The sequence below is a fragment of the Propionicimonas sp. genome (genome assembly GCF_049840635.1).
Classification (GTDB): Bacteria; Actinomycetota; Actinomycetes; order Propionibacteriales; family Propionibacteriaceae; genus Propionicimonas.
This window is the reverse complement of sequence record NZ_JASGKL010000005.1, coordinates 92,655-116,044: the sequence shown is the minus strand read 5'-3', so window position 1 is coordinate 116,044 and position 23,390 is coordinate 92,655. Positions and strand designations below refer to the sequence as shown.

The 23,390-nt window shown below is 71.2% G+C and carries 23 protein-coding genes; 13 read left to right on the top strand and 10 right to left on the bottom strand.

The window, feature by feature from the left end:
* Window position 1: 1 nt before the first annotated feature.
* Both QM779_RS06505 and QM779_RS06500 read right to left on the bottom strand, forming a co-directional pair.
* The gene (locus QM779_RS06505; RefSeq protein ID WP_428533405.1) at window positions 2-544 is read right to left on the bottom strand and encodes a hypothetical protein; all 543 of its coding nucleotides are present in this window, start codon (window positions 542-544) and stop codon (window positions 2-4) included.
* A gap of 268 nt (window positions 545-812) precedes the next feature.
* Window positions 813-1,319 carry a PT domain-containing protein gene (locus QM779_RS06500; protein ID WP_428533402.1) on the bottom strand — a complete coding sequence of 169 codons (507 nt, stop codon included), beginning with the start codon at window positions 1,317-1,319 and terminating at the stop codon, window positions 813-815.
* A 98-nt stretch (window positions 1,320-1,417) separates the two neighbouring features.
* Between QM779_RS06500 and QM779_RS06495 the strand changes: the two genes are divergently transcribed.
* From QM779_RS06495 to QM779_RS06470, 6 genes are all read left to right on the top strand, one after another.
* A complete protein-coding gene (locus QM779_RS06495) occupies window positions 1,418-1,669 on the top strand; it encodes a YlxR family protein (RefSeq protein WP_428533399.1) in 252 nt (83 codons plus the stop codon).
* A gap of 164 nt (window positions 1,670-1,833) precedes the next feature.
* Entirely contained in the window at window positions 1,834-4,695 is a 2,862-nt protein-coding gene (gene infB, locus QM779_RS06490) for a translation initiation factor IF-2 (RefSeq protein WP_428533396.1), read from the top strand.
* A gap of 70 nt (window positions 4,696-4,765) precedes the next feature.
* Complete coding sequence (rbfA, locus tag QM779_RS06485) at window positions 4,766-5,203, top strand: 30S ribosome-binding factor RbfA (RefSeq protein WP_428533393.1); 438 nt, start codon at window positions 4,766-4,768, stop codon at window positions 5,201-5,203.
* The gene (gene truB, locus QM779_RS06480) at window positions 5,196-6,176 is read left to right on the top strand and encodes a tRNA pseudouridine(55) synthase TruB (protein ID WP_428533391.1); all 981 of its coding nucleotides are present in this window, start codon (window positions 5,196-5,198) and stop codon (window positions 6,174-6,176) included. Before rbfA ends, truB begins: the two co-directional genes overlap by 8 nt.
* Before the next feature lie 173 nt (window positions 6,177-6,349).
* Window positions 6,350-7,285 (top strand): bifunctional riboflavin kinase/FAD synthetase, encoded by a 936-nt coding sequence (locus QM779_RS06475; RefSeq protein WP_428533388.1) that lies wholly within the window; start codon window positions 6,350-6,352, stop codon window positions 7,283-7,285.
* Window positions 7,286-7,343: 58 nt separating this feature from the next.
* Complete coding sequence (locus QM779_RS06470; RefSeq protein ID WP_428533385.1) at window positions 7,344-7,784, top strand: hypothetical protein; 441 nt, start codon at window positions 7,344-7,346, stop codon at window positions 7,782-7,784.
* 25 nt (window positions 7,785-7,809) lie between these two features.
* Here the strand turns inward: QM779_RS06470 and QM779_RS06465 are convergent, their stop codons facing one another.
* From QM779_RS06465 to QM779_RS06455, 3 genes are all read right to left on the bottom strand, one after another.
* A complete protein-coding gene (locus QM779_RS06465) occupies window positions 7,810-8,301 on the bottom strand; it encodes an N-acetyltransferase family protein (RefSeq protein WP_428533382.1) in 492 nt (163 codons plus the stop codon).
* Between the two features lie 124 nt (window positions 8,302-8,425).
* Entirely contained in the window at window positions 8,426-9,850 is a 1,425-nt protein-coding gene (gene pntB / locus QM779_RS06460; protein ID WP_428533379.1) for a Re/Si-specific NAD(P)(+) transhydrogenase subunit beta, read from the bottom strand.
* A 1-nt stretch (window position 9,851) separates the two neighbouring features.
* Window positions 9,852-11,405 (bottom strand): Re/Si-specific NAD(P)(+) transhydrogenase subunit alpha, encoded by a 1,554-nt coding sequence (locus QM779_RS06455; RefSeq protein ID WP_428533376.1) that lies wholly within the window; start codon window positions 11,403-11,405, stop codon window positions 9,852-9,854.
* Window positions 11,406-11,669: 264 nt separating this feature from the next.
* Between QM779_RS06455 and rpsO the strand changes: the two genes are divergently transcribed.
* Complete coding sequence (gene rpsO, locus QM779_RS06450) at window positions 11,670-11,933, top strand: 30S ribosomal protein S15 (RefSeq protein ID WP_428533373.1); 264 nt, start codon at window positions 11,670-11,672, stop codon at window positions 11,931-11,933.
* A gap of 192 nt (window positions 11,934-12,125) precedes the next feature.
* The gene (locus tag QM779_RS06445) at window positions 12,126-14,333 is read left to right on the top strand and encodes a polyribonucleotide nucleotidyltransferase (RefSeq protein ID WP_428533370.1); all 2,208 of its coding nucleotides are present in this window, start codon (window positions 12,126-12,128) and stop codon (window positions 14,331-14,333) included.
* A 562-nt stretch (window positions 14,334-14,895) separates the two neighbouring features.
* Here QM779_RS06445 and QM779_RS06440 read toward each other — a convergent pair.
* From QM779_RS06440 to QM779_RS06430, 3 genes are all read right to left on the bottom strand, one after another.
* On the bottom strand, window positions 14,896-15,231 hold the full coding sequence (locus QM779_RS06440; protein ID WP_428533367.1) for a type II toxin-antitoxin system PemK/MazF family toxin: 336 nt from the start codon (window positions 15,229-15,231) through the stop codon (window positions 14,896-14,898).
* A 1-nt stretch (window position 15,232) separates the two neighbouring features.
* The gene (locus tag QM779_RS06435) at window positions 15,233-15,466 is read right to left on the bottom strand and encodes a YlcI/YnfO family protein (RefSeq protein ID WP_428533364.1); all 234 of its coding nucleotides are present in this window, start codon (window positions 15,464-15,466) and stop codon (window positions 15,233-15,235) included.
* Window positions 15,467-15,596: 130 nt separating this feature from the next.
* A complete protein-coding gene (locus QM779_RS06430; protein WP_428533361.1) occupies window positions 15,597-16,205 on the bottom strand; it encodes a hypothetical protein in 609 nt (202 codons plus the stop codon).
* A gap of 159 nt (window positions 16,206-16,364) precedes the next feature.
* Between QM779_RS06430 and dapB the strand changes: the two genes are divergently transcribed.
* On the top strand, window positions 16,365-17,099 hold the full coding sequence (gene dapB / locus QM779_RS06425) for a 4-hydroxy-tetrahydrodipicolinate reductase (protein WP_428533358.1): 735 nt from the start codon (window positions 16,365-16,367) through the stop codon (window positions 17,097-17,099).
* The gene (locus QM779_RS06420; protein ID WP_428533355.1) at window positions 17,100-17,783 is read left to right on the top strand and encodes an LmeA family phospholipid-binding protein; all 684 of its coding nucleotides are present in this window, start codon (window positions 17,100-17,102) and stop codon (window positions 17,781-17,783) included. It begins immediately after the preceding gene.
* On the opposite strand, the gene QM779_RS06415 is transcribed toward QM779_RS06420, so the two are convergent.
* Together QM779_RS06415 and QM779_RS06410 are read right to left on the bottom strand one after the other, a co-directional pair.
* Window positions 17,770-18,144: a hypothetical protein gene (locus QM779_RS06415; RefSeq protein WP_428533352.1), complete on the bottom strand. Its 375-nt coding sequence runs from the start codon at window positions 18,142-18,144 to the stop codon at window positions 17,770-17,772. The two genes, QM779_RS06420 and QM779_RS06415, sit on opposite strands and share 14 nt — an antisense overlap.
* A 51-nt stretch (window positions 18,145-18,195) precedes the next feature.
* Window positions 18,196-18,729, bottom strand: a complete 534-nt coding sequence (locus QM779_RS06410; RefSeq protein ID WP_428533349.1) for an N-acetyltransferase family protein — start codon at window positions 18,727-18,729, stop codon at window positions 18,196-18,198.
* 90 nt (window positions 18,730-18,819) lie between these two features.
* On the opposite strand from QM779_RS06410, the gene QM779_RS06405 reads away from it, so the two are divergent.
* The 3 genes from QM779_RS06405 (at window position 18,820) to QM779_RS06395 (ending at window position 23,106) form a co-directional block, all read left to right on the top strand.
* Window positions 18,820-20,502: a ribonuclease J gene (locus QM779_RS06405; RefSeq protein ID WP_428533346.1), complete on the top strand. Its 1,683-nt coding sequence runs from the start codon at window positions 18,820-18,822 to the stop codon at window positions 20,500-20,502.
* 131 nt (window positions 20,503-20,633) lie between these two features.
* Window positions 20,634-20,819 carry a 50S ribosomal protein L28 gene (rpmB, locus tag QM779_RS06400; protein ID WP_300146520.1) on the top strand — a complete coding sequence of 62 codons (186 nt, stop codon included), beginning with the start codon at window positions 20,634-20,636 and terminating at the stop codon, window positions 20,817-20,819.
* A gap of 115 nt (window positions 20,820-20,934) precedes the next feature.
* Window positions 20,935-23,106 (top strand): ATP-dependent DNA helicase RecG, encoded by a 2,172-nt coding sequence (locus tag QM779_RS06395; RefSeq protein ID WP_428538324.1) that lies wholly within the window; start codon window positions 20,935-20,937, stop codon window positions 23,104-23,106.
* Window positions 23,107-23,390: the final 284 nt, after the last annotated feature.

Genomic DNA, 23,390 nt, shown 5'->3' with positions numbered 1-23,390 from the left:
CCTACTTGGTGGGCTGGCCGGACGGCTGCCCGCCGCCGAAGCCGCCCTGGTCCTGCCAGACCTCCTGCAGCGCGCTCAGGACCTTGGTCTCGTCGAGGCCGAGCTTCTCGGCCAGCCCCTTCGCCATGGTCTCCAGGAACTGGCTGTTGTCCCTGCCGCCGCCGGGCGCACCGCTGGCGTCGCCGGAGGGCATCCCGCTCGGCCGGCCGGACGGCATCCCCGAGGGGTCGCCCGACGGCATGCCGGACGCACCGCCGGAGGGACGGGACGCGCTCATGACCTCCTTGAGGGCGGCCTCCACCTTCGACTCGTCCACGCCCAGCTTCTCCGCGAGCGCACTCGCCAGCTTCGCCGTGTCCATGCCGTTGCTGCGGTTCTGGCCGTCACCCTGCCCGCGTCCGCCCTGGCCCTGGCCGTAGCCCTGCTGCTGGCCCTGCCCGTCCGCGCCGGCGAGGTTCGCCGCCAGGGCTCCGACACCCACCGCCGCGCCGAGCGCGACGACGCCCGCCCCGATGCCGATGCCAATCTTCGCCGAGGTCTTCATTCCGCTCCTTGTCATGGTCTGCGACAGGGTATGGAACCGCGACGCGCTGTGGCGCCGCTCGGCTGAACCTATGGACCGCCTGTGAATCAGTGCCGCCGCCCGGCCCGGACGTGGCCGCCGTCATCGACGCGGAGATCCCGGGTCGAGCCCGGGATGACAGGGTGTCGGCCGGTCGTCACGAAGGGCCGCCGTCGTCGACGCGGAGATCCCGGGTCGAGCCCGGGATGACAGGTCCACTTCCTGGTCATCCCGGGGAGCTCCCGGGCGGCTAAGACGTGGCGCTGGCGGACGGCTGCGCGCTGCGGAGGCTCTGCATGGCCTCGGTCAGCGCGGTGGAGACGGTCGACTCGTCGAGGTCGAGCTTCTCGGCCAGGCCCTTGGCGAGGGTCTCGATGTACGCGCTGTTGTCACCGCCGCCGCCGCCGCCCGGGTTGCCGCTGGGCTGGCTCGTCGGCTGACCACTGGGCTGGCCGGACGGTTGCCCGCTGGGCTGTCCGCTCGGCTGGTTGGCGTCCATCACCTCGGTGAGTGCGGTCGAGACCTTGTCCTCGTCGACGCCGAGCTTGGTGGCGAGCAGCGCGGCCAGCTGGCTGGTGTCGATGCCCATGCCCTGGCCCTTGCCAGCGGGGCCGCCGCCCTGGTCCTGGCCGCCGGCCTGGGTGCCGCTCGTCGACGCGGCCGTGCTGGTGGCCGCGCAGCCGACCACGCCGACCGCCGTGCCGACGGCGAGGATCGCCGTCCCGATCCTGGTGCCGAGCCGTGCGCGTGTGTTCATGTCGCTCCTTGTCGTTTGCCTGCGTCCACGAAAGCCGCCCGGCCTGTGCGACCGATCGGTCGGGTCTCGGCGTGGCCTGTGGGTCCTAGACTTCGACCGTGACCCCCGAGCGCACGTGTGTCGGCTGCCGGAGCACCGAACCGAAGGCCGGGCTCGTCCGGCTGGTCTGGGACGAGGCGTCCGCCGCCGTTGTCCTCGACCATCGACAGGCGCTTCCCGGACGCGGCTGCTACCTGCACCCCGCCTGTGGCCCGGTCGCGCTCAAGCGACGCGCCATCGGACGGGCTCTCCGGCGTACCGTGGACGGCGACCAGGTGGCCGTCCTGCTGGCCGAGCTGCGGCCCGCTTAGGAAAATCCCCGGCCGCGGGGATAAACTGGTCCCCGCGCGTGCGCCAGCAATGTGGCGCACACAACCAGAAAGTGGGCTAGCGCTCATGACCACTCGATGAGTACCTCGAAATGAGCACAAACAACTAACTGGTCCGCGCCTGCGCGGACCGCTGAAGGAGACTAGTGGCTGTCCGCGTCTACGAGCTCGCCAAGGAGCTCGGACTCGAGAGCAAGGAACTCTTGCAGACCCTCAAGGACATGGGGGAATTCGTACGCTCCGCCTCGTCGACCATCGAGGCGCCGGTCGTGCGCAAGGTGAAGGAAAAGGTGTCCACCCCGCCTGCAGCGGCCGCTCCGGCCCCCGCGGCGAAGCCGTCCGCACGTCCTGCGGCGACCCCTGCCGCGCCCGTGGCCAAGCCCGCGCCCAGTGCGCCGAGTGCACCCGCCGCCGAGGCGAGCGCCCCGCCCCCGGTGGCTGAGGCCCCGGCACCGCAGCAGGCGACCCCGCGTCCCCAGCCCGTCGCAGAGGCCCAGCCCGCGGCGGAGCCGGAGGCACGCGCCCCGCAGGTCGCTCCCGCGCCGCGCCCTGCCGCGCCCGGCCCGCGTCCGGCCGCCCCCCAGGCGAGGCCCCAGGCCACCCCGTCCCCGTCGGACGCGGCCCGGCCCCGGCCCGTGCCCCGTCCCGGCGGCACCGGCGGGCTGCCGGGTCAGGGTGCCCGCAAGCCCGGCGCCCCGCGCCCCGGCAACAACCCGTTCGCCTCCCGTCAGGGCATGGGCGTGCAGCGTCCCCGCCCCGAGGGCACCGGCGCTCCGCGTCCGGGCGGCGATCGTCCCTACGGTGACCGCGCCGGCGCTCCGCGTCCGGGTGGCGACCGGATGCCGCGTCCCGGCGGCGTGGCGGGCATGCCGCGTCCGAACCCGGCCATGATGCCGAAGACCGCTCCGGCCGGCCTCGGTGGCCCCAGCCGCGGTGGCGCGGGACGTCCCGGTGGCGTCGGTGCCGCGGGCCGTGGTCGTCCCGGCGGCGCTCCCGGCCGCGGTGGCATCGGTGGCGCTCCCGGCGCCGGTGGTCCTCCCGGTGGCGGCGGCCGTGGTGGCCGTGGTGGCCGTGGCGGCTCCGGCACGCAGGGCGCCTTCGGGCGTCCCGGCGGTCCGGCCAAGCGTGGTCGCAAGTCGAAGAAGCAGCGCAGGCAGGAATTCGACCAGATGGAGGCGCCGTCGATCGGTGGCGTGCGCGTCCGCCAGGGCGACGGCCAGACCGTCCGGCTGCGCCGCGGTGCGTCGCTGACCGACCTCGCGGAGAAGATCGGCGTCGAGCCGGCCGTGCTCGTGCAGGTGCTGTTCAACCTCGGCGAGATGGTCAACGCGACCCAGTCGGTGGCCGACGACACCCTCCAGGTGCTGGGTGCCGAGCTCAACTACAACATCGAGGTCGTCTCGCCCGAGGACGAGGACCGCGAGCTGCTGGAGAGCTTCGACATCGAGTTCGGCGAGAACGAGGGTGGCGAGGAGGACCTCGCCCCGCGTCCGCCGGCCGTCACCGTCATGGGCCACGTCGACCACGGCAAGACGAAGCTGCTGGACGCGCTGCGCCACTCCAACGTGGTGGCCGGCGAGGCCGGTGGCATCACGCAGGCGATCGGCGCCTACCAGGTCGCCACCGAGGTGGACGGCCAGGAGCGGAAGATCACCTTCATCGACACGCCGGGCCACGAGGCGTTCACCGCCATGCGTGCCCGCGGTGCGAAGTCGACCGACATCGCCGTCCTGGTGGTGGCTGCCGACGACGGCGTGATGCCGCAGACGATCGAGGCACTGAACCACGCGAAGGCGGCCGACGTGCCGATCGTGGTGGCGGTGAACAAGATCGACAAGGAGACCGCCGACCCGGTCAAGGTGCGTGGCCAGCTCACCGAGTACGGCCTCATCCCCGAGGAGTACGGCGGCGACACCATGTTCGTCGACGTGTCCGCGACCACCCACGTGGGTCTGGACCAGCTGCTGGAGGCGATCATCCTGACCGCCGACGCCGCTCTCGACCTGCGGGCGAACCCGGACATGCCGGCCCAGGGCGTGGCCATCGAGGCGCACCTGGACAAGGGCCGCGGTCCCGTGGCCACCGTCCTGGTGCACCGCGGCACGCTGCACACCGGCGACTCCATCGTCGCGGGTTCGGCCTACGGCCGCGTCCGCGCCCTGATCAACGACCAGGGCGAGAACGCGGACGCGGCTCCGCCGTCGATGCCGGTGCAGGTGCTCGGCCTGACCTCGGTGCCCGGTGCGGGTGACAACTTCTTGGTCGTCGAGGACGACCGGATGGCCCGCCAGATCGCCGAGAAGCGGGAGGCCCGGCAGCGGGCAGCCATGCTGGCCAAGACCACGCGGCGCAAGACGCTCGACCAGCTGTTCGAGCAGCTCGCGAAGGGCGAGACGCAGGAACTGCGGCTCATCCTCAAGGGCGACTCGGCCGGTGCGGTGGAGGCCCTGGAGGACTCGCTGCTGCAGATCGACGTCGGCGACGAGGTCGACCTGCGGGTCATCGATCGTGGTGTCGGTGCGATCACCGAGACCAACGTGTCGCTGGCCGCGGCGTCGGACGCCGTCATCATCGGCTTCAACGTCCGGGCGCAGGGCAAGGCCACCCAGCTGGCCGACGCCGAGGGTGTCGACATCCGGTACTACTCGGTGATCTACGCAGCGATCGACGATGTCGAGGCCGCTCTGAAGGGCATGCTGAAGCCGATCTACGAGGAGAAGGTGCTCGGCCAGGCGGAGATCCGCGAGATCTTCCGCTCGTCCAAGTTCGGCATCATCGCCGGCTGCATGGTGCTCGACGGGATCCTCCGCCGCAACGCCAAGGCCCGGCTGCTGCGCGACGGGGTGGTGGTCACCGAGACCTCCATCGCGTCCCTGCGCCGGGAGAAGGACGACGTCACCGAGGTCCGCGAGGGCTACGAGTGCGGCACCACGCTCGCCGGGTTCTCCGACATCCACGTCGGCGACATCATCGAGACCTTCGAGATGGTGGAGAAGCCGCGGGACTGAATCCCCGCTCACGACGCGGGTCCGGTTCCACCGGGCCCGCGTCGTCCGTCCCAGTGAGAGGAACGAATCCATGAGCAGCCCTCGTTACGCGAAGGTCGCGGAGCAGATCAAGGTGATCATCGCCCAGATGCTCGAACGCAGGATCAAGGATCCGCGGTTGGGTTTCGTGACGGTCACCGACGTGCGGATCACCGGCGACGGCAGGGAGGCGACCGTCTTCTACACGGTGCTCGGGGACGCGACCGCCCGCGCCGAGTCCGCGGCCGCGCTGGCCTCGGCGACCGGCCTGCTGCGCTCGACCGTGGGCAAGCAGCTCGGCCTGAAGTTCACCCCGACCCTGGAGTTCGTGCTGGACGCCGTCGAGGAGGACGCCGCGCAGATCGAGGACGCCCTCGCCCGCGCCAGGGCGCTGGACGCCGAGGTGGCGGCACGTGCTGTTGGTGCCAGCTACGCCGGGGACCCGGACCCCTACCGCAAGCCGGGCGAGGACGACGCCGACGGTGAGTGACGCGTCCGGCCTGGTCGTCGTCGACAAGCCGGCCGGCTGGACCTCGCACCAGGTCGTCGGGCGCTGCCGGCGCCTCTACGGCACCCGCAAGGTCGGGCACGCCGGCACGCTGGACCCGATGGCCACCGGCGTCCTGCTGGTGGGTGTCAACCGGGCCACCCGCCTGCTCGGCTTCCTCGCCGGGCACGACAAGACCTACACGGCCACGATCCGGCTCGGCGCGTCCACCGTGACCGACGACGCCGAGGGCGAGCCTGTGGAGTGGCCCGGCGCGGCCGGGATCACCGAGGCCGACGTCCGGGCCGCGCTGCCGACCTTCACCGGGGTGATCAGCCAGGTGCCGTCCGCGGTGTCGGCGATCAAGGTGGACGGAAAGCGGGCCTACGCGCGCGTCCGGGCCGGCGAGGAGGTCGAGCTGAAGCCGCGCGAGGTGACGGTGAGCCGCTTCGAGGTGACCGGCAGCCGGCCGGCGGCGGCGTTCGGCTGGATCGGCGGCGAGGCCGCACAAGGACCGCTGCTGGACGTGGACGTCGAGGTCGACTGCTCCTCGGGCACCTACATCAGGGCCCTGGCCAGGGACCTCGGGCGGATGCTCGGCTGCGGCGGACACTTGAGCGCGTTGCGTCGCACCAGGGTGGGCGCCTTCGACCTGTCCCTGGTCGCGCTGGACGCCGACAGCCTGGCCGGCGAGGCGGGGCCGCCGCTGCTCGGCCTCGCCGAGGTGGCCCGCCGCGCCTTCCCCGTGGTCGAGGTGGACGCCGCCGCGGCCCGCGACGTCGGATTCGGGCGTCCGCTCGCGATCCCCGTCCCCGCCGACCCCACCGCCGTCCTGCACGACGGCGAGCTCCTCGCGCTCTACCGCCCGACCGACGACGACGGCGACCCCGGACCCGACCACGACGGCGGCCCCGGACCCGACCACGGCGACGGCCCCGACCGGCCGCGCTCACGCCCCGTGGCCGTCCTGGCCTGACCCGGGCACAAACGCTCCCGAAACGCGCAGAAGCCACCGAAATTCCGGGAGCTTCTGCGAGTTTCGGGAGCGTTTGTGGACCGCCGCTTCCGACCCACCTGCCCAGCGAGGGGATCGCTGGCGAGTTGGTAGGGTGGTCGGCGGTCTGCCAAGGGTGGAGCGGAGAGGCGAGCGTGAGTGCAGCAACGGTGGTCATCGGCAACTTCGATGGCGTCCACCCGGGCCACAGGGAGGTGCTGGCCGAGGCAGCGCGCCGCCGGCCCGACCTGCCGCTGATCGTCGTCACGTTCTGGCCGCACCCGATGTCGGTGCTGCGACCGGAGACCGGCCCCATGCTCCTGACGTCGCTGGAGGCGCGGATCGAGCTGCTCACCGCCGCCGGTGCCGACCGGGTCGAGGTGATCGAGTTCACGCGCGAGTTCGCGTCGTGGTCGCCCTCGGACTTCGTCGAGCGCGTCCTCGTCCCGCTGGACCCGGCAGTGGTCGTGGTGGGGGAGAACTTCCGGTTCGGCCACCGGGCGTCCGGGACGGTCGCCACGCTCACCGAGCTCGCCGCGGGGCGCTTCGAGGTCGAGGCGCTGCCCCTGGTGCGGTTCGGCGACGAGGACACCTGCTCGACCCTGATCCGGCGCGCGCTCGCCGAAGGGGACGTGGCGCACGCCGCCCACCACCTCGGCCGACTGTTCAACTTCCGCGGGGTCGTCGCCCACGGCGACCGGCGCGGGCGGACGCTGGGCTTCCCGACCGCCAACCTCCCCGTCCCCGCGGACCTCGCCTGCCCGGAGGACGGCGTCTACGCGGGCTGGCTCACCCGCAGGGACGGCCTCGACGCGCACGGGGACGCCCTCCCTCCCGACGCGCCGCTGCCGCGCTGGCCCGCGGCGATCTCCGTCGGCACCAACCCGACCTTCGACGGTCTCACCCGGAGGGTCGAGTCCTACGTGCTCGACCGCGACGACCTCGAGCTGTACGACGCCCCGATCTCGGTCGAGTTCGTGGCGCGGATCCGAGGTCAGGTTCGCTTCACCGACATCGACGAACTGGTCGTGCAGATGGTCGACGACGTGGCCCGGTGCCGCGACTTGCTGGGGATCGGGCCCGCGGAGTAGGGCCGGCCCCGACTCACGGGATCTTCACAGCAAGGCCGCCGAAAGGCAGAATTGTGTCATGTTCGGGTTCGACGGGTGGCGGCGACGGTTCGCCCACGACCCCGGGCCGGCCAGGCGGAACGCGGCCGGCCTCGGCATCGCCGCGTCCGACATCGACGAGTTGACCGCGCTCGCCACGCAGGTGGCGTCCGAGTACGGGTTGTCCTCGCCCGTCGTGGTGTCGGCGACCCTGGCCCGCCTGCTGCGCCGCCAGGTGCCGGTGCGGGCCGTCCAACCTGCGCAGGGACGCTGCCTCGGCGGCCTGCAGTTCGCGGACGGCACCGTCGTGCTGGTCCGAGGACGCCATGCCGGCGACCTCGGCAAAGTGGCGGCGGGCGTCCACTTCGGCGTGGTGCGGCTGGCGGACTTCCACGCCGCGTCCGGCGCGGTCACCCTCGAACTGAGCTACGGCACCCACCGCGACGAACTGTGCGCGCTGGGCATCACCCAGCCGGTGTGAGCCCGCCGCTCGGCAGGACCCTGCCTCAGCGGGCCAGCAGCGACTTGCGGTAGATGGCGTCCCGCTGCTCGGTGGCGTTCACTTGGCCGGTCTCGTCCACCCACTCGTAGGCGGTGAGCGCGTGGTCGCCGGTCGGGGAGTAGTCGAGCCCGATGTACATCGGGATGGCGGCCTCGTTCTCCGGGTCCACCTTGAGGAACACCTCGACGAAGCCGAGTTCGCCCGCCCGCTTCTCGAGGAAGGTGGTCAGGGCCCGGGCGGCGCCGTGGCGGCGGAACTCCGGGTACACCCACAGGTTCTTCAGTTCGGGGCGCAGGCTGTTGTCGGCGCGGCAGTCCAGGACGCTCGTGCCCACGGGTTCGTCCTCGCGGAGCGCGATGGCGTAGAAGTAGTCGCCGCCGGTCTGCCGGTCGAAGTGTTTCTGGGCGAGCCGAGCCGAGGGGTGGGCCTCGCGGGCGTGCAGCGCGGGAAGGTCCTCGACGGTGCACAGGCGCACGGTGATCGACTCGTCAAGCATGCATCCTCCGGGTTCGGCGCAGGGGACTCCAGTGTTGCCGTTGGGGCACGACCAGATCTACCCGTCTTGCCTGCCGGGCGAACCCCGACGGGGTGGTCCCGCCGAGGGTTCGCCCGTGCCGGGGTCAGCCCAGCGCCTTGATGATGTCCTCGACGCGCTGCTTGGCGTCGCCGAAGAGCATCTGGGTGTTCTCCTTGAAGAACAGGGGGTTCTGGACGCCGGCGTAGCCGGTCGCCATCGAGCGCTTGAACACGATCACGTTCGCCGCGTGCCACACCTCCAGCACGGGCATCCCTGCGATGGGGGAGTTCGGGTCGTCCAGCGCCGCGGGGTTCACCGTGTCGTTCGCGCCGATCACCAGCACCACGTCGGTGTCGGCGAAGTCGTCGTTGATCTCGTCCATCTCGAGGACGATGTCGTAGGGGACGTGGGCCTCGGCCAGCAGCACGTTCATGTGCCCGGGCAGGCGTCCGGCGACCGGGTGGACGCCGAAGCGGACGTTCACCCCGTGCGCGCGGAGCTTCGCCGTGAGGTCGGCGACCGGGTACTGGGCCTTCGCCACCGCCATCCCGTAGCCGGGGGTGATGATCACCGAGCGGGCGTTCCACAGCATCTCGGCCGCGCCGGCCGCGTCGATCTCGCGGTGCTCGCCCTCGACCTCCGCGGACGCCGCGACGGTGCCGCCGTCGGAGCCGAAGCCGCCGAGGATGACCGAGATGAACGAGCGGTTCATGGCCCGGCACATGATGTAGCTCAGGATCGCACCGGAGGAGCCGACCAGCGAGCCGGTGATGATCAGCAGGTTGTTGTTCAGCATGAAGCCCGCCGCCGCGGCCGCCCAGCCGGAGTACGAGTTCAGCATCGACACCACGACCGGCATGTCGCCGCCGCCGATCGCCGCGACCATGTGGAAGCCCAGCGCGAAGCCGATGATCGCGATCACGATGATCAGCACCCACCCCAGCAGCGGGTTGGTGTCGCCGACCGCGACGAACCAGACCATCAGCGCGAGGAACACCACGAACGCACCCAGGTTGAGCAGGTTGCGTCCGGGCAGCGTGAGCGGCTTGGAGCTCATCTTCGCCGACAGCTTCAGGTAGGCGATCACCGAGCCGGTGAACGTGTACGCGCCGATCAGGACGCCGAGCGCGACCTCGACGAGGTGGACGGTGCCTCCGGTGCCCTCGGGGGCGGCGAAGGAGTTGAAGCCGACCAGCACGGCGGCCATGCCGACGAACGAGTGGAAGGCCGCGATCAGCTCGGGCATCTGGGTCATCTCGACCTTGCGGGCGACCGGGGTGCCGATCGCCGCGCCGATGGCGAGGACCGCGATGATCAGGACGAGCGTGACGACCACGGACAGGCGGTTGTCCTCCGTGGCCGACATGTACAGCGAATGGATGATCGTGGCGACCAGGGCGAGGCCCATGCCGACCATGCCGGCGATGTTGCCCATCCGGGCGGTGGTCTGCTTGGACAGACCCGCCAGCGAAAGGATGAACAGGACGCCGGCGACGATGTAGAGCCCCTGGACGAAGTACAGCAGCATGTCAGGCCTCCTTCCTGAACATGCCGAGCATTCGGTAGGAGACCAGGAAGCCGCCGAAGATGTTGATCGACGCGATCGTCGCTGCGATGAACGACATCACCAGGACAGCGACGTTGGTCGAGCCGAGCTGGAGCAGTGCGCCGACCAGGATGATCCCGGAGATCGCGTTGGTCTGCGCCATCAGCGGTGTGTGCAGCGAGTGCGAGACGCCGCTGACCACGTAGAAGCCGACCACGACCGCGAGCGCGAACACCGTGAACGCCCCGACGAAGCTGGCGGGGGAGAACGTGACCGCGAGGACCACGAGGGCGGCGGCGACCGCCGACCACACCAGCCGGTTCCGGGTTCGCGTCTTCGCCGCAGCCGCCTCCCTGGCAGCCTTCACCGCGGGGTCCTCGACGGGGACGGGGGCAGCGGCGGGAGCGGCCGCCGACACCTGTACCGGTGGTGGCGGCCACAGCAGCTCGCCGTCCTTCTCCACGGTCATGCCGCGCAGCACCACGTCGTCGAGGTCGAGGACGACCTCGCCGTCCTTGCCGGGCGTCAGCAGCTTGAACAGGTTCACCACGTTGGTGCCGTACAGCTGGGACGCCTGCGTGGGGAGCCGGCCGGCGAGGTCGGTGTAGCCGATGATCCTGACGCCGTTGGCGGTGGTGACCAGCTCGTCCGCCACGGAGCCCTCGACGTTGCCGCCGTTGGACGCGGCCATGTCGACGATCACCGAGCCCGGCTTCATCGTCGCCACCATCTCGGCCGTGATCAGCCGCGGCGCCGCACGCCCGGGGATCAGCGCGGTCGTGATGATGATGTCGACCTCCTTGCACTGTTCGGCGTACATCCGGGCCGCGGCGTCGGCGTAGTCGGCGGACGCCTCCTTGGCGTAGCCGTCGGAGGAGGTCTGCTGCTCGGCTTTGACGGCCACGAACTCGCCGCCCATGGACGCGACCTGCTCGGCGACCTCGGCGCGCAGGTCGGTGGCGCGCACGATCGCGCCGAGCGACTTCGCCGTGCCGATCGCCGCCAGCCCGGCCACACCGGCGCCGGAGACGAACACCGTGGCCGGGGGCACCTTGCCTGCCGCGGTGACCTGGCCGGTGAACAGCGAGCCGAACGCGTTGGCGGCCTCGATCACCGCGCGGTAGCCGGCGATGTTGGCCATCGAGCTGAGCACGTCGAGGGCCTGCGCGCGGGAGATGCGGGGGACGGCGTCCATCGCGAGCACCGTGAGGTTGCGCTTCGTCAGCTTCTCCAGCAGCTCGGGGCTGCGTCCCGGCGCGATCAGGGAGATCAGGATGCCGCCGTCCGGCAGCTGCGCGATCTCCTCGTCGTCGGGCGCGTTGATCTTCGCGACCACGGGGGAGGACCAGGTCGTGGCGCGGTCGGCGACCGTCGCACCGGCCGCCGCGTACTCGGCGTCCGGGTAGGACGAGAGCGCACCGGCCCCGGCCTCGACCACGACGCTGTGACCGAGCTTGACCAGTTGCCCCACCGTCTTCGGCGTGGCCGCCACCCTGGTCTCGCCCTTGAGCGTCTCCAGGGGAATACCTATCTGCATATCCCTCATGCCTTCCGTGTGGTCACGGCTGTGGAACCGACGTCGGTAGCGTAGTGCCAAGAAGTACTACTGGACGGCCACTTGGGCGCGGTCCCGTGCCTGATCAGAGGCCGATTCGCCGCAGCTGCTCCCGAGCCGGTAGAGTGGAACCGCCGTCACGACGGCCGCGGACGCCCAAGAGCTCCCGACGATCCTGCAACACCACGAATCGTGCCGCCTGGCAGGGGAGCGCCGCGCAACGGGAAACCGAGAGGAGAGCAGCCGATGGACGCTGACACCAAGAAGAAGATCATCGAGGAGTACGCGGTCACCCCGGGTGACACCGGTTCGCCGGACGTCCAGATCGCGCTGCTCACCAAGCGGATCGCCCACCTGACCGAGCACCTCAAGGAGCACAAGGGCGACCACCACAGCCGTCGTGGCCTGATGCTCCTGGTCGGCCAGAGGCGCCGCCTGCTCAACTACGTCGCCAAGCAGGACATCGAGCACTACCGTTCCCTGATCGCGCGCCTCGGCCTGCGTCGGTGACATCACACTTCTGACCAGCCGGTGACGGAGACCCCGTCACCGGCTGGTCGTGCGTACAACTCCAGATGAGCCCCACACCACCTGGTTTGGTCCTCGGTAGTGACTTTCGGGCAGCCGCACGGCGGCCTCCCGCGAGCCTCGATCGAAGACCGGGGCAGGCAGGGGCGGGGCTCCCACCCGAAAGGAACCCGAATGGAAGGTCCTGACCTTCGTTACACCGAGGCCGTGATCGACAACGGCCCGCTGGGCAAGCACGTCGTCCGGTTCGAGTCGGGGCTGCTGGCCAAGCAGGCCAACGGCTCCGCCGCCGTCTACCTCGACGGCGACACCATGCTGCTCTCGGCGACCACCGCGGCCAAGAACCCGCGCGACGCCGTCGACTTCTTCCCGCTGACCGTGGACGTGGAGGAGCGGATGTATGCCGCCGGTCGCATCCCCGGCTCGTTCTTCCGCCGTGAGGGCCGCCCGTCCGAGGGCGCGATCCTCGCCGCCCGCCTGACCGACCGTCCGCTGCGTCCCTGCTTCGTGAAGGGGCTGCGCAACGAGGTCCAGGTCGTCATCACCGTGATGGCGCTGAACCCGAACGTCCGCTACGACGTGCTGGCGATCAACGCCGGCTCGGCGTCCACCACGCTGGCCGGCCTGCCGTTCTCCGGCCCGGTCGGCGGCCTGCGGATCGCGCTGATCGGTGACCAGTGGGTGGGCTTCCCCACCGTCGAGCAGTCGGCGGACGCCACCTTCGAGATGGCCATCGCGGGCCGCGTCCTGCCGGACGGTGACGTCGCGATCATGATGGTCGAGGCCGAGTCCACCGAGGCCACCTGGGACCTGGTCCGCTCGGGCCGCACCGCTCCGACCGAGGAGGTCGTGGCGCAGGGCATCGAGGCGGCCAAGCCGTTCATCAAGGCGCTGTGCGACGCGCAGGCCGAGCTGTCGGCGATGCTGCCCAAGGCGGTGTCGCAGTTCCCGGTGTTCCTCGACTACCAGTCCGACGTGTTCGAGGCTGTCGAGCAGGCCGGCACGGAGCGGCTCCGTTCCGTGATGAGCATCGTGGGCAAGGCCGAGCGCGAGACCGCGACCGAGGAGTTGAAGGCCACGCTGCACGAGGAGCTCGACCACCTGTTCCCCGGGCGGGAGAAGGAGATCAGCGGGGCGTTCTACTCGCTGACCAAGAAGGTGGTGCGGCACAAGACGCTCACCGAGCAGGTGCGCATCGACGGCCGTGGCGTCCGCGACATCCGGACGCTGTCCGCAGAGGTTGGCGTGCTGCCGCGGGTGCACGGTTCGGCGCTGTTCCAGCGCGGCGAGACCCAGATCCTTGGCGTCTCCACGCTGAACATGCTGGACATGGAGCAGAAGCTGGACACGCTCTCCCCGGAGACGACCAAACGGTACATGCACAACTACAACTTCCCGCCGTACTCCACCGGTGAGACCGGCCGGGTCGGTTCGCCGAAGCGTCGGGAGATCGGCCACGGCGCGCTCGCAGAGCGTGCGCTGGTGCCGGTGCTGCCGAAGCGGGACGAGTTCCCGTACGCGATCCGTGAGGTGTCCGAGGCGCTGGGCTCCAACGGCTCGACGTCGATGGGTTCGGTGTGTGCGTCCACCCTCGCGTTGCTCAACGCGGGTGTGCCGCTGAAGGCTCCGGTTGCGGGCATCGCGATGGGCCTGATGAGCGAGGAGATCGACGGGGAGACCCGCTACGTCGCTCTCACCGACATCCTGGGTGCGGAGGACGCGCTGGGCGACATGGACTTCAAGGTCGCCGGCACGAAGGACTTCGTGACCGCGCTGCAGCTGGACACCAAGCTCAACGGCATCCCGTCCGAGGTGCTCGCGGGTGCGCTGCAGCAGGCCCGCGAGGCCCGGCACACGATCCTCGCCGTGATGGCCGAGGCCATCGAGGTTCCCGACGAGATGAGCCCGTACGCCCCGCGGATCATCACGGTCCGGATCCCGGTCGACAAGATCGGCGAGGTCATCGGCCCCAAGGGCAAGATGATCAACCAGATCCAGGACGACACCGGCGCGAACATCTCGATCGAGGACGACGGCACGATCTACATCGGTGCGGACAACGGCGAATCCGCCGAGGCGGCCCGGGCCCTGATCAACGCCATCGCCAACCCGACGATGCCGGAGAAGGGCGAGCGCTACCTGGGCACGGTCGTGAAGATCATGCCTTTCGGTGCGTTCATCTCGCTGCTGCCGGGCAAGGACGGCCTGCTGCACATCTCCAAGCTGCGTCCGCTCGCCGGCGGCCAGCGCGTGGAGAACGTGGAGGACGTCGTCAGCGTCGGCCAGAAGATCCAGGTCGAGATCTCCGACATCGACGAGAAGGGCAAGCTGTCCCTGATCCCCGTCGTGGAGGAGAAGGAGGCCGCTCCGGCCGAGGCCTGAGCGTCCCACTGATCGCCGGAACGGCGTCGCCCCCCGGGGCGGCGCCGTTCCGCGTTCCTGCCGCACGGGCGACCCGTCGGTCGGGGGAGGTGATGCACGCCGGACCTCGCCTTCCTGGACAGCCCCTGACCCGGTGGTCACGCGCGGAAACCGCGAGGTTCCCCGGGTTGTCGCACCGGTTACGGGGTCGTTCGGCGCGAACCGCGAGGTTTCCCGGCATATGGGGGCTCGCGGCTGCCTCGTATGCCGGGCAACTTCGCGGTCGGGCAGCGAGCGCCGTGACGGGTCCGCCACAAGCCGGGAAACGTCGCTGTCGGCCGCACCAGGAGCTGTTGCCCCGCCGTTCCTGACCGGACGCCGACGGCCCGGCCAGGGCGGCGGTTCCGGCCAGACCTGAGCTCCCCGCTGTGGAGGAGCGGCGTCGCCCCGGGGCGGCTCGGTTCTTCGCGTCCGGCTCCGGCCAGGGCAGGCCGCTCCGGCCTGACCTCAGCCCCCCGCTGTGTGGAGGAGCGGCGTCGCTCCGGGGCGGCTCGGTTCCACGCGTCCGGACCCGGCTCCGTCCTCAGGAGGTCGTGGGACCCGGGACGGACGGCGGAGCGACGTCGAGGTCGTAGGCCAGGACGATGGCGCGGGCGAGGACGACCTCCTGGGCCGCGGTCAGCACTCCGATGTCCCGTCCGAGCAGCCGGACCGGGATCGTGACCACGTTGTCCAGCGAGATCACTCCGGACCGGTCCAGCCCGTTCTCCGGACCGACCGGGACCTCGCTGCTGAGACCTTTGACGGTGGACGTGACCGGCGCGACGGTCACCTTGGTCATGGCGGCGCGCGCCGCCTCCCGCGTGAGGACCACCACCGGCCGCGTCTTGTCGAGCCGGGCCAGGCACACCTCCCGCACGTCAGTCCACCGCGTCGAGGTGGTGACCCGTCCATTCGACCAGTTCGTCGAGGTCGTCAGCCGGGCCCTGACGGCGCAGGATCGCGGCGTCCGTCACCGCGGCCTGGCGCCGGATCTCCCGCTCGAGAGCCGCCGTCACGAGCGCCGCCCTACTGCCGGCCCGTCCCTCGGCCACGCTCCGGTCGAGGAAGGCCACGATCTCGTCGGGAAGCCGGACGGCGATCTGGGTACTCACGAAGGCCATCGTACCCTCGTGCATCCCGAATCGGGATTCGTTCCTCGGCCGGGATTCCCCCCCGGGCCGGGGCCGTCGCCTCTGCCACCTCGCCTCCGCTGCCGCCTCGCCGCTCCGCGCTCTCCCCATCTCAGTCCCACCAGGCGCGGTACCACGCCCCCGTTCCGCCGTGGGCGGCGTCGACGGTCATCCACGCGTCGAGCTCGTGCGGGAACACCGTGGCGTCGTCGACGCCGAACTCCTCCCTCAGCCGGGCGTACAGCCGCTCGCACTCGCACCGGTCCAGCGCAGGGCCGTGAAGAGGGCACAACCGATACCACTCGTCCACCCGGAACAGAACCCCTTCGAGCGTGACCCGTTCGTCGCAGCGGGACGGCCCGATCACGTAACCGTGGGCGAGCACCTCCTCGGGGCGGGCGACGACAGCGCGCAGCACCGTGCCGATCGTGGGACCATCGTTCTGCCGCTCCCGGGAGAGGTAGTCCTCCGGCAGGATCGCCAGCAGCCGCGCGGCGATGTCTGCACCCACCACGGTGAGCCGGAAGTACGTGTCGTCCCCGAAGTTGTCGGTGAGCAGCGCGGGCGCGAGCGCGTCCACCACGCCCGCATCCAGCATCCAGCCGTGGCCCCGGCACCACGGCTCGTGCGACTCGCCGGGAGCCGGCGCCCGGTGGCGCTCCCTGCGCCACAGCGCGATCGGGTCCTCGCGCGAGCGCGGGCGTGGGCTGCGTGCGGTCATCGGTGGACTCCTGTCCGGTCGTCGTCACCGGTCATCTTCGGCAGCCGCGGCCAGCATCGCTCACACGATCCTCGCCCCTGTGGACAAACCCCCGGAGCCGTGGCCTTTGTCCACAACCCGCGGCCACTAGCATGGTCGGACCGACGAAAGGGAAGCAGCATGCGGGTCGCGGTCTTCGGGGCGAGGGGACGGATGGGGGCGGAGGTCTGCCGCGCGGTGGAGGCCGCCGACGACCTCGAGCTGGTGGCCGCCGTCGACGCGGGGGACGACCGCAGCGCCGTGGAATCGGCCGACGTCGTGGTCGACTTCACCGTCCCGGACGCCGTGATGGACAACATCGCCTGGTGCGTCGCCCGGGGCATCCATGTCGTCGTCGGTACGACCGGCTTCACGCCCGAGCGGCTCGACCGGGTGCGCGAACTCACGAAGGCGAAACCCGGGGTCGGCGTGATCGTCGCGTCCAACTTCTCCGTCGGCGCGGTCCTGATGATGCACTTCGCCGAGCAGGCCGCACGCTTCTTCGAGTCGGTGGAGATCGTCGAACTGCACCACCCGAACAAGGTCGATGCGCCGTCCGGGACGGCGCAGACCACGGCCGGACGGGTGGCCGCGGCGCGCAGCGCCGCCGGGCTCGGCCCCGTCCCGGACGCCACGGCCAGTGGGCTGCCCGGCGCGCGCGGCGCCGAGGTCGACGGGATCCACGTCCACGGCGTCCGGCTGCGCGGCCTGGTCGCGCACCAGGAGGTGCTGTTCGGCTCGGAGGGGGAGACCCTCACGATCCGCCACGACTCGCTCGACCGCAGCGGCTTCATGCCCGGCGTGCTCACCGCCGTGCGCGCGGTGGACGGGCTGCCCGGGCTCACCGTCGGCATCGACGGGCTGCTGGGGCTGTAGGTGCGCCGGCTGCTCACCGTCCTGCTGGTCCTGGCTGTCTTGGCCGGTGGGGCCCTGCTCGCCGACACCTGGGTACGGGGGCAGGCCGAACAGCGAGCGGCGGCCACCGTCCAGGCGCGGCTCGGGCTGGACAAGGCGCCCACGGTGTCCCTGGAGGGCTTCCCGTTCTCGCTCGCGTTCCTGACCACGAGTGTCCCGGGGGCGCACGCCAGCGCGTCCCGGGTGGCACTCGGCACCGGCACGAAGGCGGTGGTCGTCACCGACGTGCTCGTCGACGCGGACGCGATCAGCCTGGTCGGGAGCACCGTGCGGGTGTCCCGCGTCACCGGCACGGGCGTCCTCGACTACGGGTCGCTGTCGGACCTCGCCGGTGTTCCGGTGGTCTACGGCGGGGACGGACGGCTGAAGCTCACCTACACGACCACGATTGCAGGGCGGCAGCTCACCGCCGACGTCCTTGCGACTCCCGTCTTCGATTCCGGCACCGGGACGATCCGGCTGACCGACCTCGAGCTCGTCAGTGACGACACGTCGGCACTGCTGGGCAAAGCACGGGTGAAGGCGCTCGCACGGGCCATCCCGGTCTCGCTGCCCGACGGAGTGGAACTCACCGGGATCACGCCCGCCGAGGGCGGGGTGGCGGTCGCGGGCCTGGCCACCGGCCTGTCGTTCAGCGTGTCCTGAGCCGGTCCCGCAACGCGCGGGGTCCGAGAACCGTGATCTCGACGTCGGCCAGCCTGTCGATCAGCCCGCGGTCGGCCGTCGCGACGGTGACGTCGTGGCCCCCGCTCGCGAGCCGGCGGGCCTGCGCGACGATCTCGTCGTCACCCGAGCCCGGGGCATGCACCGTGGTGACCCGCTCCCGCCTGCCCTCGGCCACCCCGGCCCTGCCCCGTCCCTCCAGCACGAGGACGATGCTGTCGAAGGTCAGTTCGGCGGCGACGAGCCCCTCGTGCAGGCGGGCCGCGGCTCCGGCGCGGTCGGCCCACCAGCCGTCCGGCACGGCACCGACCACGTTCGCGCCGTCCACGACGAGGATCCTCACGCGACGATCATGCCCGGGAGGCCGGGGCTCGTGTGCGCATGATCGGGCCGGTCAGGCGATCGCGGTGTGCAGGCGGACGAGCTTGAGCCGGGGGCCGTTCTCGGCGAGGGCAACCTCGGTGTGGGCGCCGTCGGCGCCCCAACCCGCGTCGATGAGGAACTGGCGTAGTACGTCGTCAGACGCGCGGACCCACCAGGTCGCCCGGGTGAAGCCGTCGGCCCGAAGGGTGTCCACGCACGCGTGCAGCAGCCGGGAGCCGTGGCCGCGTCGCTGCGCGTCCGGATCGACCACGAACTCGGCGATCAGGCCGTCGACGCCCACCTCCGCGTCCGGGTCGTCGGACGGCCCGAGCGCGGCGAACCCCACCACGCCGTCGTCGCTCACGGCCACGAGCACGCGGAACTGGGCCAGCGGCGGACGCGTGATCGCCTGCACCCAGCTGGCCGTCATCTCCTCGAGCCCGACCGAACCGAGGACGTCGTCGGCCAGCCCTTCCGGCATCGACTGGCTCCAGCCGCGCCGTTGCAGCGCGGCGATGGCGCCGGCCTCCGAGGGCAGCGCGAGGCGTGCGGAGTCTGGGATCACGGCGCCACTGTACCCAGCCCGAGGTCCGACGATCCCGCCGCGGCGACTCCGCGGAAGCGTCACGGAGCCGGGTCGGTTAAGTTGGATGCCGTGCGAGAGAGCCTGAAGACACCGCCCAAGCTGGCCCGCGACACCCTCCGGATCACTCCGCTGGGTGGGTTGGGGGACATCGGCCGCAACATGACCTCCTTCGAGATGAACGGCGAGTTGCTGTTCGTCGACTGCGGCGTCCTGTTCCCGTCCGACGACCAGCCGGGCGTCGACCTGATCCTGCCCGGCCTCACGCTGGTCGACGACCGCCTCGACGAGGTGAAGGCACTGGTCCTCACCCACGGCCACGAGGACCACATCGGCGCCGTGCCCTACCTGCTCCGCCGGCGCAGCAACATCCCCGTGTTCGGGTCCCGGCTGACGCTGGCGCTCGTGCGGGAGAAGCTGCGCGAGCACCGCATCCGCGACGTCGACCTGCGCGAGGTCGCCGAGGGGGACCGGGTCGTGGTCGGGCAGTTCGACATGGAGTTCCTCGCCGTCAACCACTCCATCCCGGACGCGCTCGCGGTCACGCTGCGGACGAAGGCGGGCACCGTCCTGCACACCGGCGACTTCAAGATGGACCAGCTGCCCCTCGACGGCCGGCTCACCGACCTGCGCGGCTTCGCCCGCCTCGGCGAGGAGGGCCTGGACCTGTTCATGCCCGACTCGACCAACGCGGAGACCCCCGGCTTCACCACGCACGAGCGCGACATCGAGCCGGCGATGGAGCGGGTGTTCGCGAACGCGAAGCAGAAGCTGATCGTGGCCTGCTTCGCGTCCCACGTGCACCGCGTGCAGCAGGTCATGAACGCCGCCGTCCGGCACCACCGCAAGGTGGCCTACGTCGGACGCTCCATGCTGCGCAACATGACGGTGGCAAGGGAACTCGGCTACCTGCACGTGCCGGAGAACACCCTCATCGACATGAAGCAGATCGACAACTACCGCGACGACCAGGTGGTGATCATCTCCACCGGGTCGCAGGGCGAGCCGCTCAGCGCTCTGTCGCGGATCTCCAACCACGAGCATCCGGTCGTGACCGCGGGCCCCGGCGACGTCGTACTGCTCGCGTCCTCGCTCATCCCCGGCAACGAGAACTCGGTGTACCGGGTGATCAACGGCCTGTCCCGCAACGGCGTCACGGTGGTGCACAAGGGGAACGCGCTCGTGCACGTGTCCGGCCACGCCTCGGCGGGGGAGCTGCTCTACTGCTACAACCTGCTGAAGCCCCGCAACGTGCTGCCCGTCCACGGCGAGGTGCGGCACCTGATCGCGAACGCGCAGCTCGCCGTCGCCACCGGCGTCCCCGCCGACCGGGCGCTCGCCGTCGAGGACGGCGCGGTGATCGACCTCGCCAAGGGCAGGGCGAAGGTCGTCGGCCAGCTCGACTGCCCCTACATCTTCGTGGACGGGCTCACCGAGGGCGAGGTCAGCGATGCCGAGCTCACCGACCGCAAGATCCTCGGCGAGGAGGGGTTCATCTCGGTCGTCGCCGTGGTCAACTTCCACGCCAACAACCTGGTCAGCGGCCCGGACATCCACGCCCGAGGGTTCGCCGACGACGACTCGGTGTTCGACGAGATCCGTCCCGAGCTGGTCCGGGTGATCGAGCAGGCCCTCGCCGACGGGGTGGAGGACACCTTCCAGCTGCAGCAACTGGTGCGCCGCACGATCGGACGCTGGGTGAGCAACAACTTCCGCCGCCGGCCGATGATCCTTCCGATCGTCGTCGCGAGCTGACCGGCCGCCCCGGCGCCGATTGGCACCCGAACCGCTGGTTCAGGTATCGTAGGCAGGTCCCTGTCGTGGGGGCCGACGTTCACCTGCGCGCCTCGTCGTGCGGAATCGCTAGACAAACAAGGAGTACTCCGGTGGCTGCCGTCTGTGACATCTGCGCCAAGGGTCCCGGCTTCGGACACAACGTGCCGTGGTCGAAGAAGAAGACCAACCGGCGCTGGAACCCGAACATCCAGCGGGTGCGTGCGGTCGTCGACGGCACCCCCAAGCGGCTCAACGTGTGCACGTCCTGCCTGAAGGCGGGTCGCGTCACCCGCTGACGTCCCACGAGGAGACCCGCCGTCCGGCGGGTCTCTTTGCATGTCCGGAGGTTGTCGGTGGCGCCCCTTAGGCTGGGGCACCGTGGAGGCAGGGTTGAGCGGCTGGCGCACGGCGATGTACGCCGAGCTCAACGCGCCCCTGGCCACCGTGGTGGGGGAGCGGACCGCGAAGGAGTTCACCGGGCTGCGGATCGCCACCGTCGGTGACCTGCTGCGGCACATTCCGCGCCGCTACCTCTCCGGCACCGACCTCACCGACCTGTCCACGATCGTAGAGGGCGAACTCGTCGCCGTGGTGGCTCGCGTGGCCGAGATCCGCCGCCACGACAGCCACACCCTGCCCGGCCGGAAGGCGCGGCCCGGCCGCCTGGAGGTGTTGCTCAGCGACGGCCGTGGACGCCTGACCGCCACCTTCTTCGGCAAGGCCCACCTGCTGGACTGGTGGTCGAAGCAGCTCGGCCAAGGCGTGGCCGGGTTGTTCGTCGGCAAGGTGGGCAGCTTCCGCGACCAGCTCCAGATGAGCCACCCGACCTTCGCCATGATGGACGCGGGCGGCCACATCGTGTCCACGTCCGAGGAGAAGGAGCGGATCGCCGCCCTTTCCAGCGGTGGCCTCGTCGGGATGTACCCGGCGTCGGCGCGGCTGCCGACCTGGAAGGTCGCCGAGTGCGCCCGGCTCGCGCTGTCGGCGCTGTCCGGTGCGGACGACCCGTGGCCGGCCTGGCTGCGCGAGGAGGCCGGCGTGATGGACCTCGCGGACGCGTTCGCGGCCGTCCACCACCCCGCCAGCCTCGCCGAGGCTGCCCGGGGTGCCCACCGGCTCCGCTTCGACGAGGCCCTCGCCACCCAGCTCACGATGGCCTACCGCAGGGCCGACGCCGCCCACCACGCCGCGCGCCCGCGCGTCCGCGTCGCCGGGGGGCTGCTGGACGCGTTCGACGCGCGGCTGCCCTTCGCGCTGACCGCGGGGCAGGCCGAGGTGAGCGAGGCCATCCTCGGCGACCTCGGCAGGACGCACCCGATGCAGCGGCTGCTGCAGGGGGAGGTGGGCTCGGGCAAGACCGTGGTGGCGCTGCGGGCCATGCTCGCCGTCGTCGACGCGGGCGGCCAGGCCGCGCTGCTGGCGCCGACGGAGGTGCTCGCGTCGCAACACTTCCAGACGATCCGGTCCCTGTTGGGCGATCTGGGCGGCGGCCGGATGCTCGGCACCCCAGACGTCGCCACGGACGTCGTGCTGCTGACCGGCTCGATGCCCGCCGCGGCGAAGAAGTCGGCGCTGCTCCGCGCCGCGAGCGGGGAGGCCGGCATCGTGGTGGGCACCCACGCGCTGCTGGGCGACCGCGTCCAGTTCGCCGACCTCGGCCTGATCGTCGTGGACGAACAGCACCGGTTCGGCGTCGAGCAGCGGGCCGTCCTCGCCGACAAGGCGTCCGCGCGCCCGCACGTCCTCGTCCTCACCGCCACACCGATCCCTCGTTCGGTCGCGATGACGATCTTCGGCGACCTCGACGTCTCGACCCTCAGCGAACTGCCCGGCGGTCGCGCGGACGTCGCGACCGTCGTCGTCGACGCGTCCACCCGCCCGCAGTGGGTGGACCGCGCGTGGCAGCGCGTGCGCGAGGAGGTCGCGACGGGCAGGCAGGCCTTCATCGTCGTGCCGCGGATCAGCTCGTCGGCCGAGGGCACCGGTGTGGTCGAGCTCGCCGACGAGCTGCGCTCTGGTGCGCTGGCCGGGCTACGGGTCGGGGTGCTGCACGGGCAGCTGCCCTCCGACACCAAGGACGAGGTGATGGGCGCCTTCGCCGCCGGCGAGCTGGACGTCCTGGTCGCGACCACGGTGATCGAGGTCGGCGTCGACGTCCCCAACGCCTCGATGATGGTGGTCTGGGACGCGGACTCGTTCGGTATCTCGCAGCTCCACCAGTTGCGGGGACGGATCGGCCGCGGCGAGCACCCCGGTGTCTGCCTGCTGGTGACCAGGTCGCCGGCGGACGAGCCCGCCCGCGCGCGACTGGACGCGGTGGCTGCCACCAGGGACGGCTTCGAGCTGGCCGAACTCGACCTCGAGCAGCGCAGGGAGGGCGACGTCCTCGGTGCCAGCCAGGCCGGCAACAGGTCCAGCCTGCGGCTGCTGCGGGTGCTCGAGCACGCCGACCTGATCGCGCAGGCGCGCGAGCTGGCCGCCGAGTGCGTGGCGAGGGACCGCGACCTGGCCACCCCCGGTTTCGCCGACGCGATCCGCGCCACCGAGCTGCTCGCGTCCCCCGACTGGCTCGAGCGCAACTGACCCACGGGCGCGCCGTTTCGCCCACCGATTGATCGGCCCGCCCACCGGATGCTGGCCCGCCCATGTCGCCCGACCACAGACGCTCCCGAAACACGCAAACGCTCCCGAAATTCCGGTGGCTTCTGCGTGTTTCGGGAGCGTTTGTGCCGGCGTTGGGTCACCGAGGGCCTGCCTCGGTGGTCGAGGGCCTGTGTTCGCGTCGAGGGCTCGTGTCTGGACGCTGGCTCTCGACGGGAGGGGTGGCTCTCGGCGGGGAAGGGTGGCTCTCGACGGCGAGGGTGGCT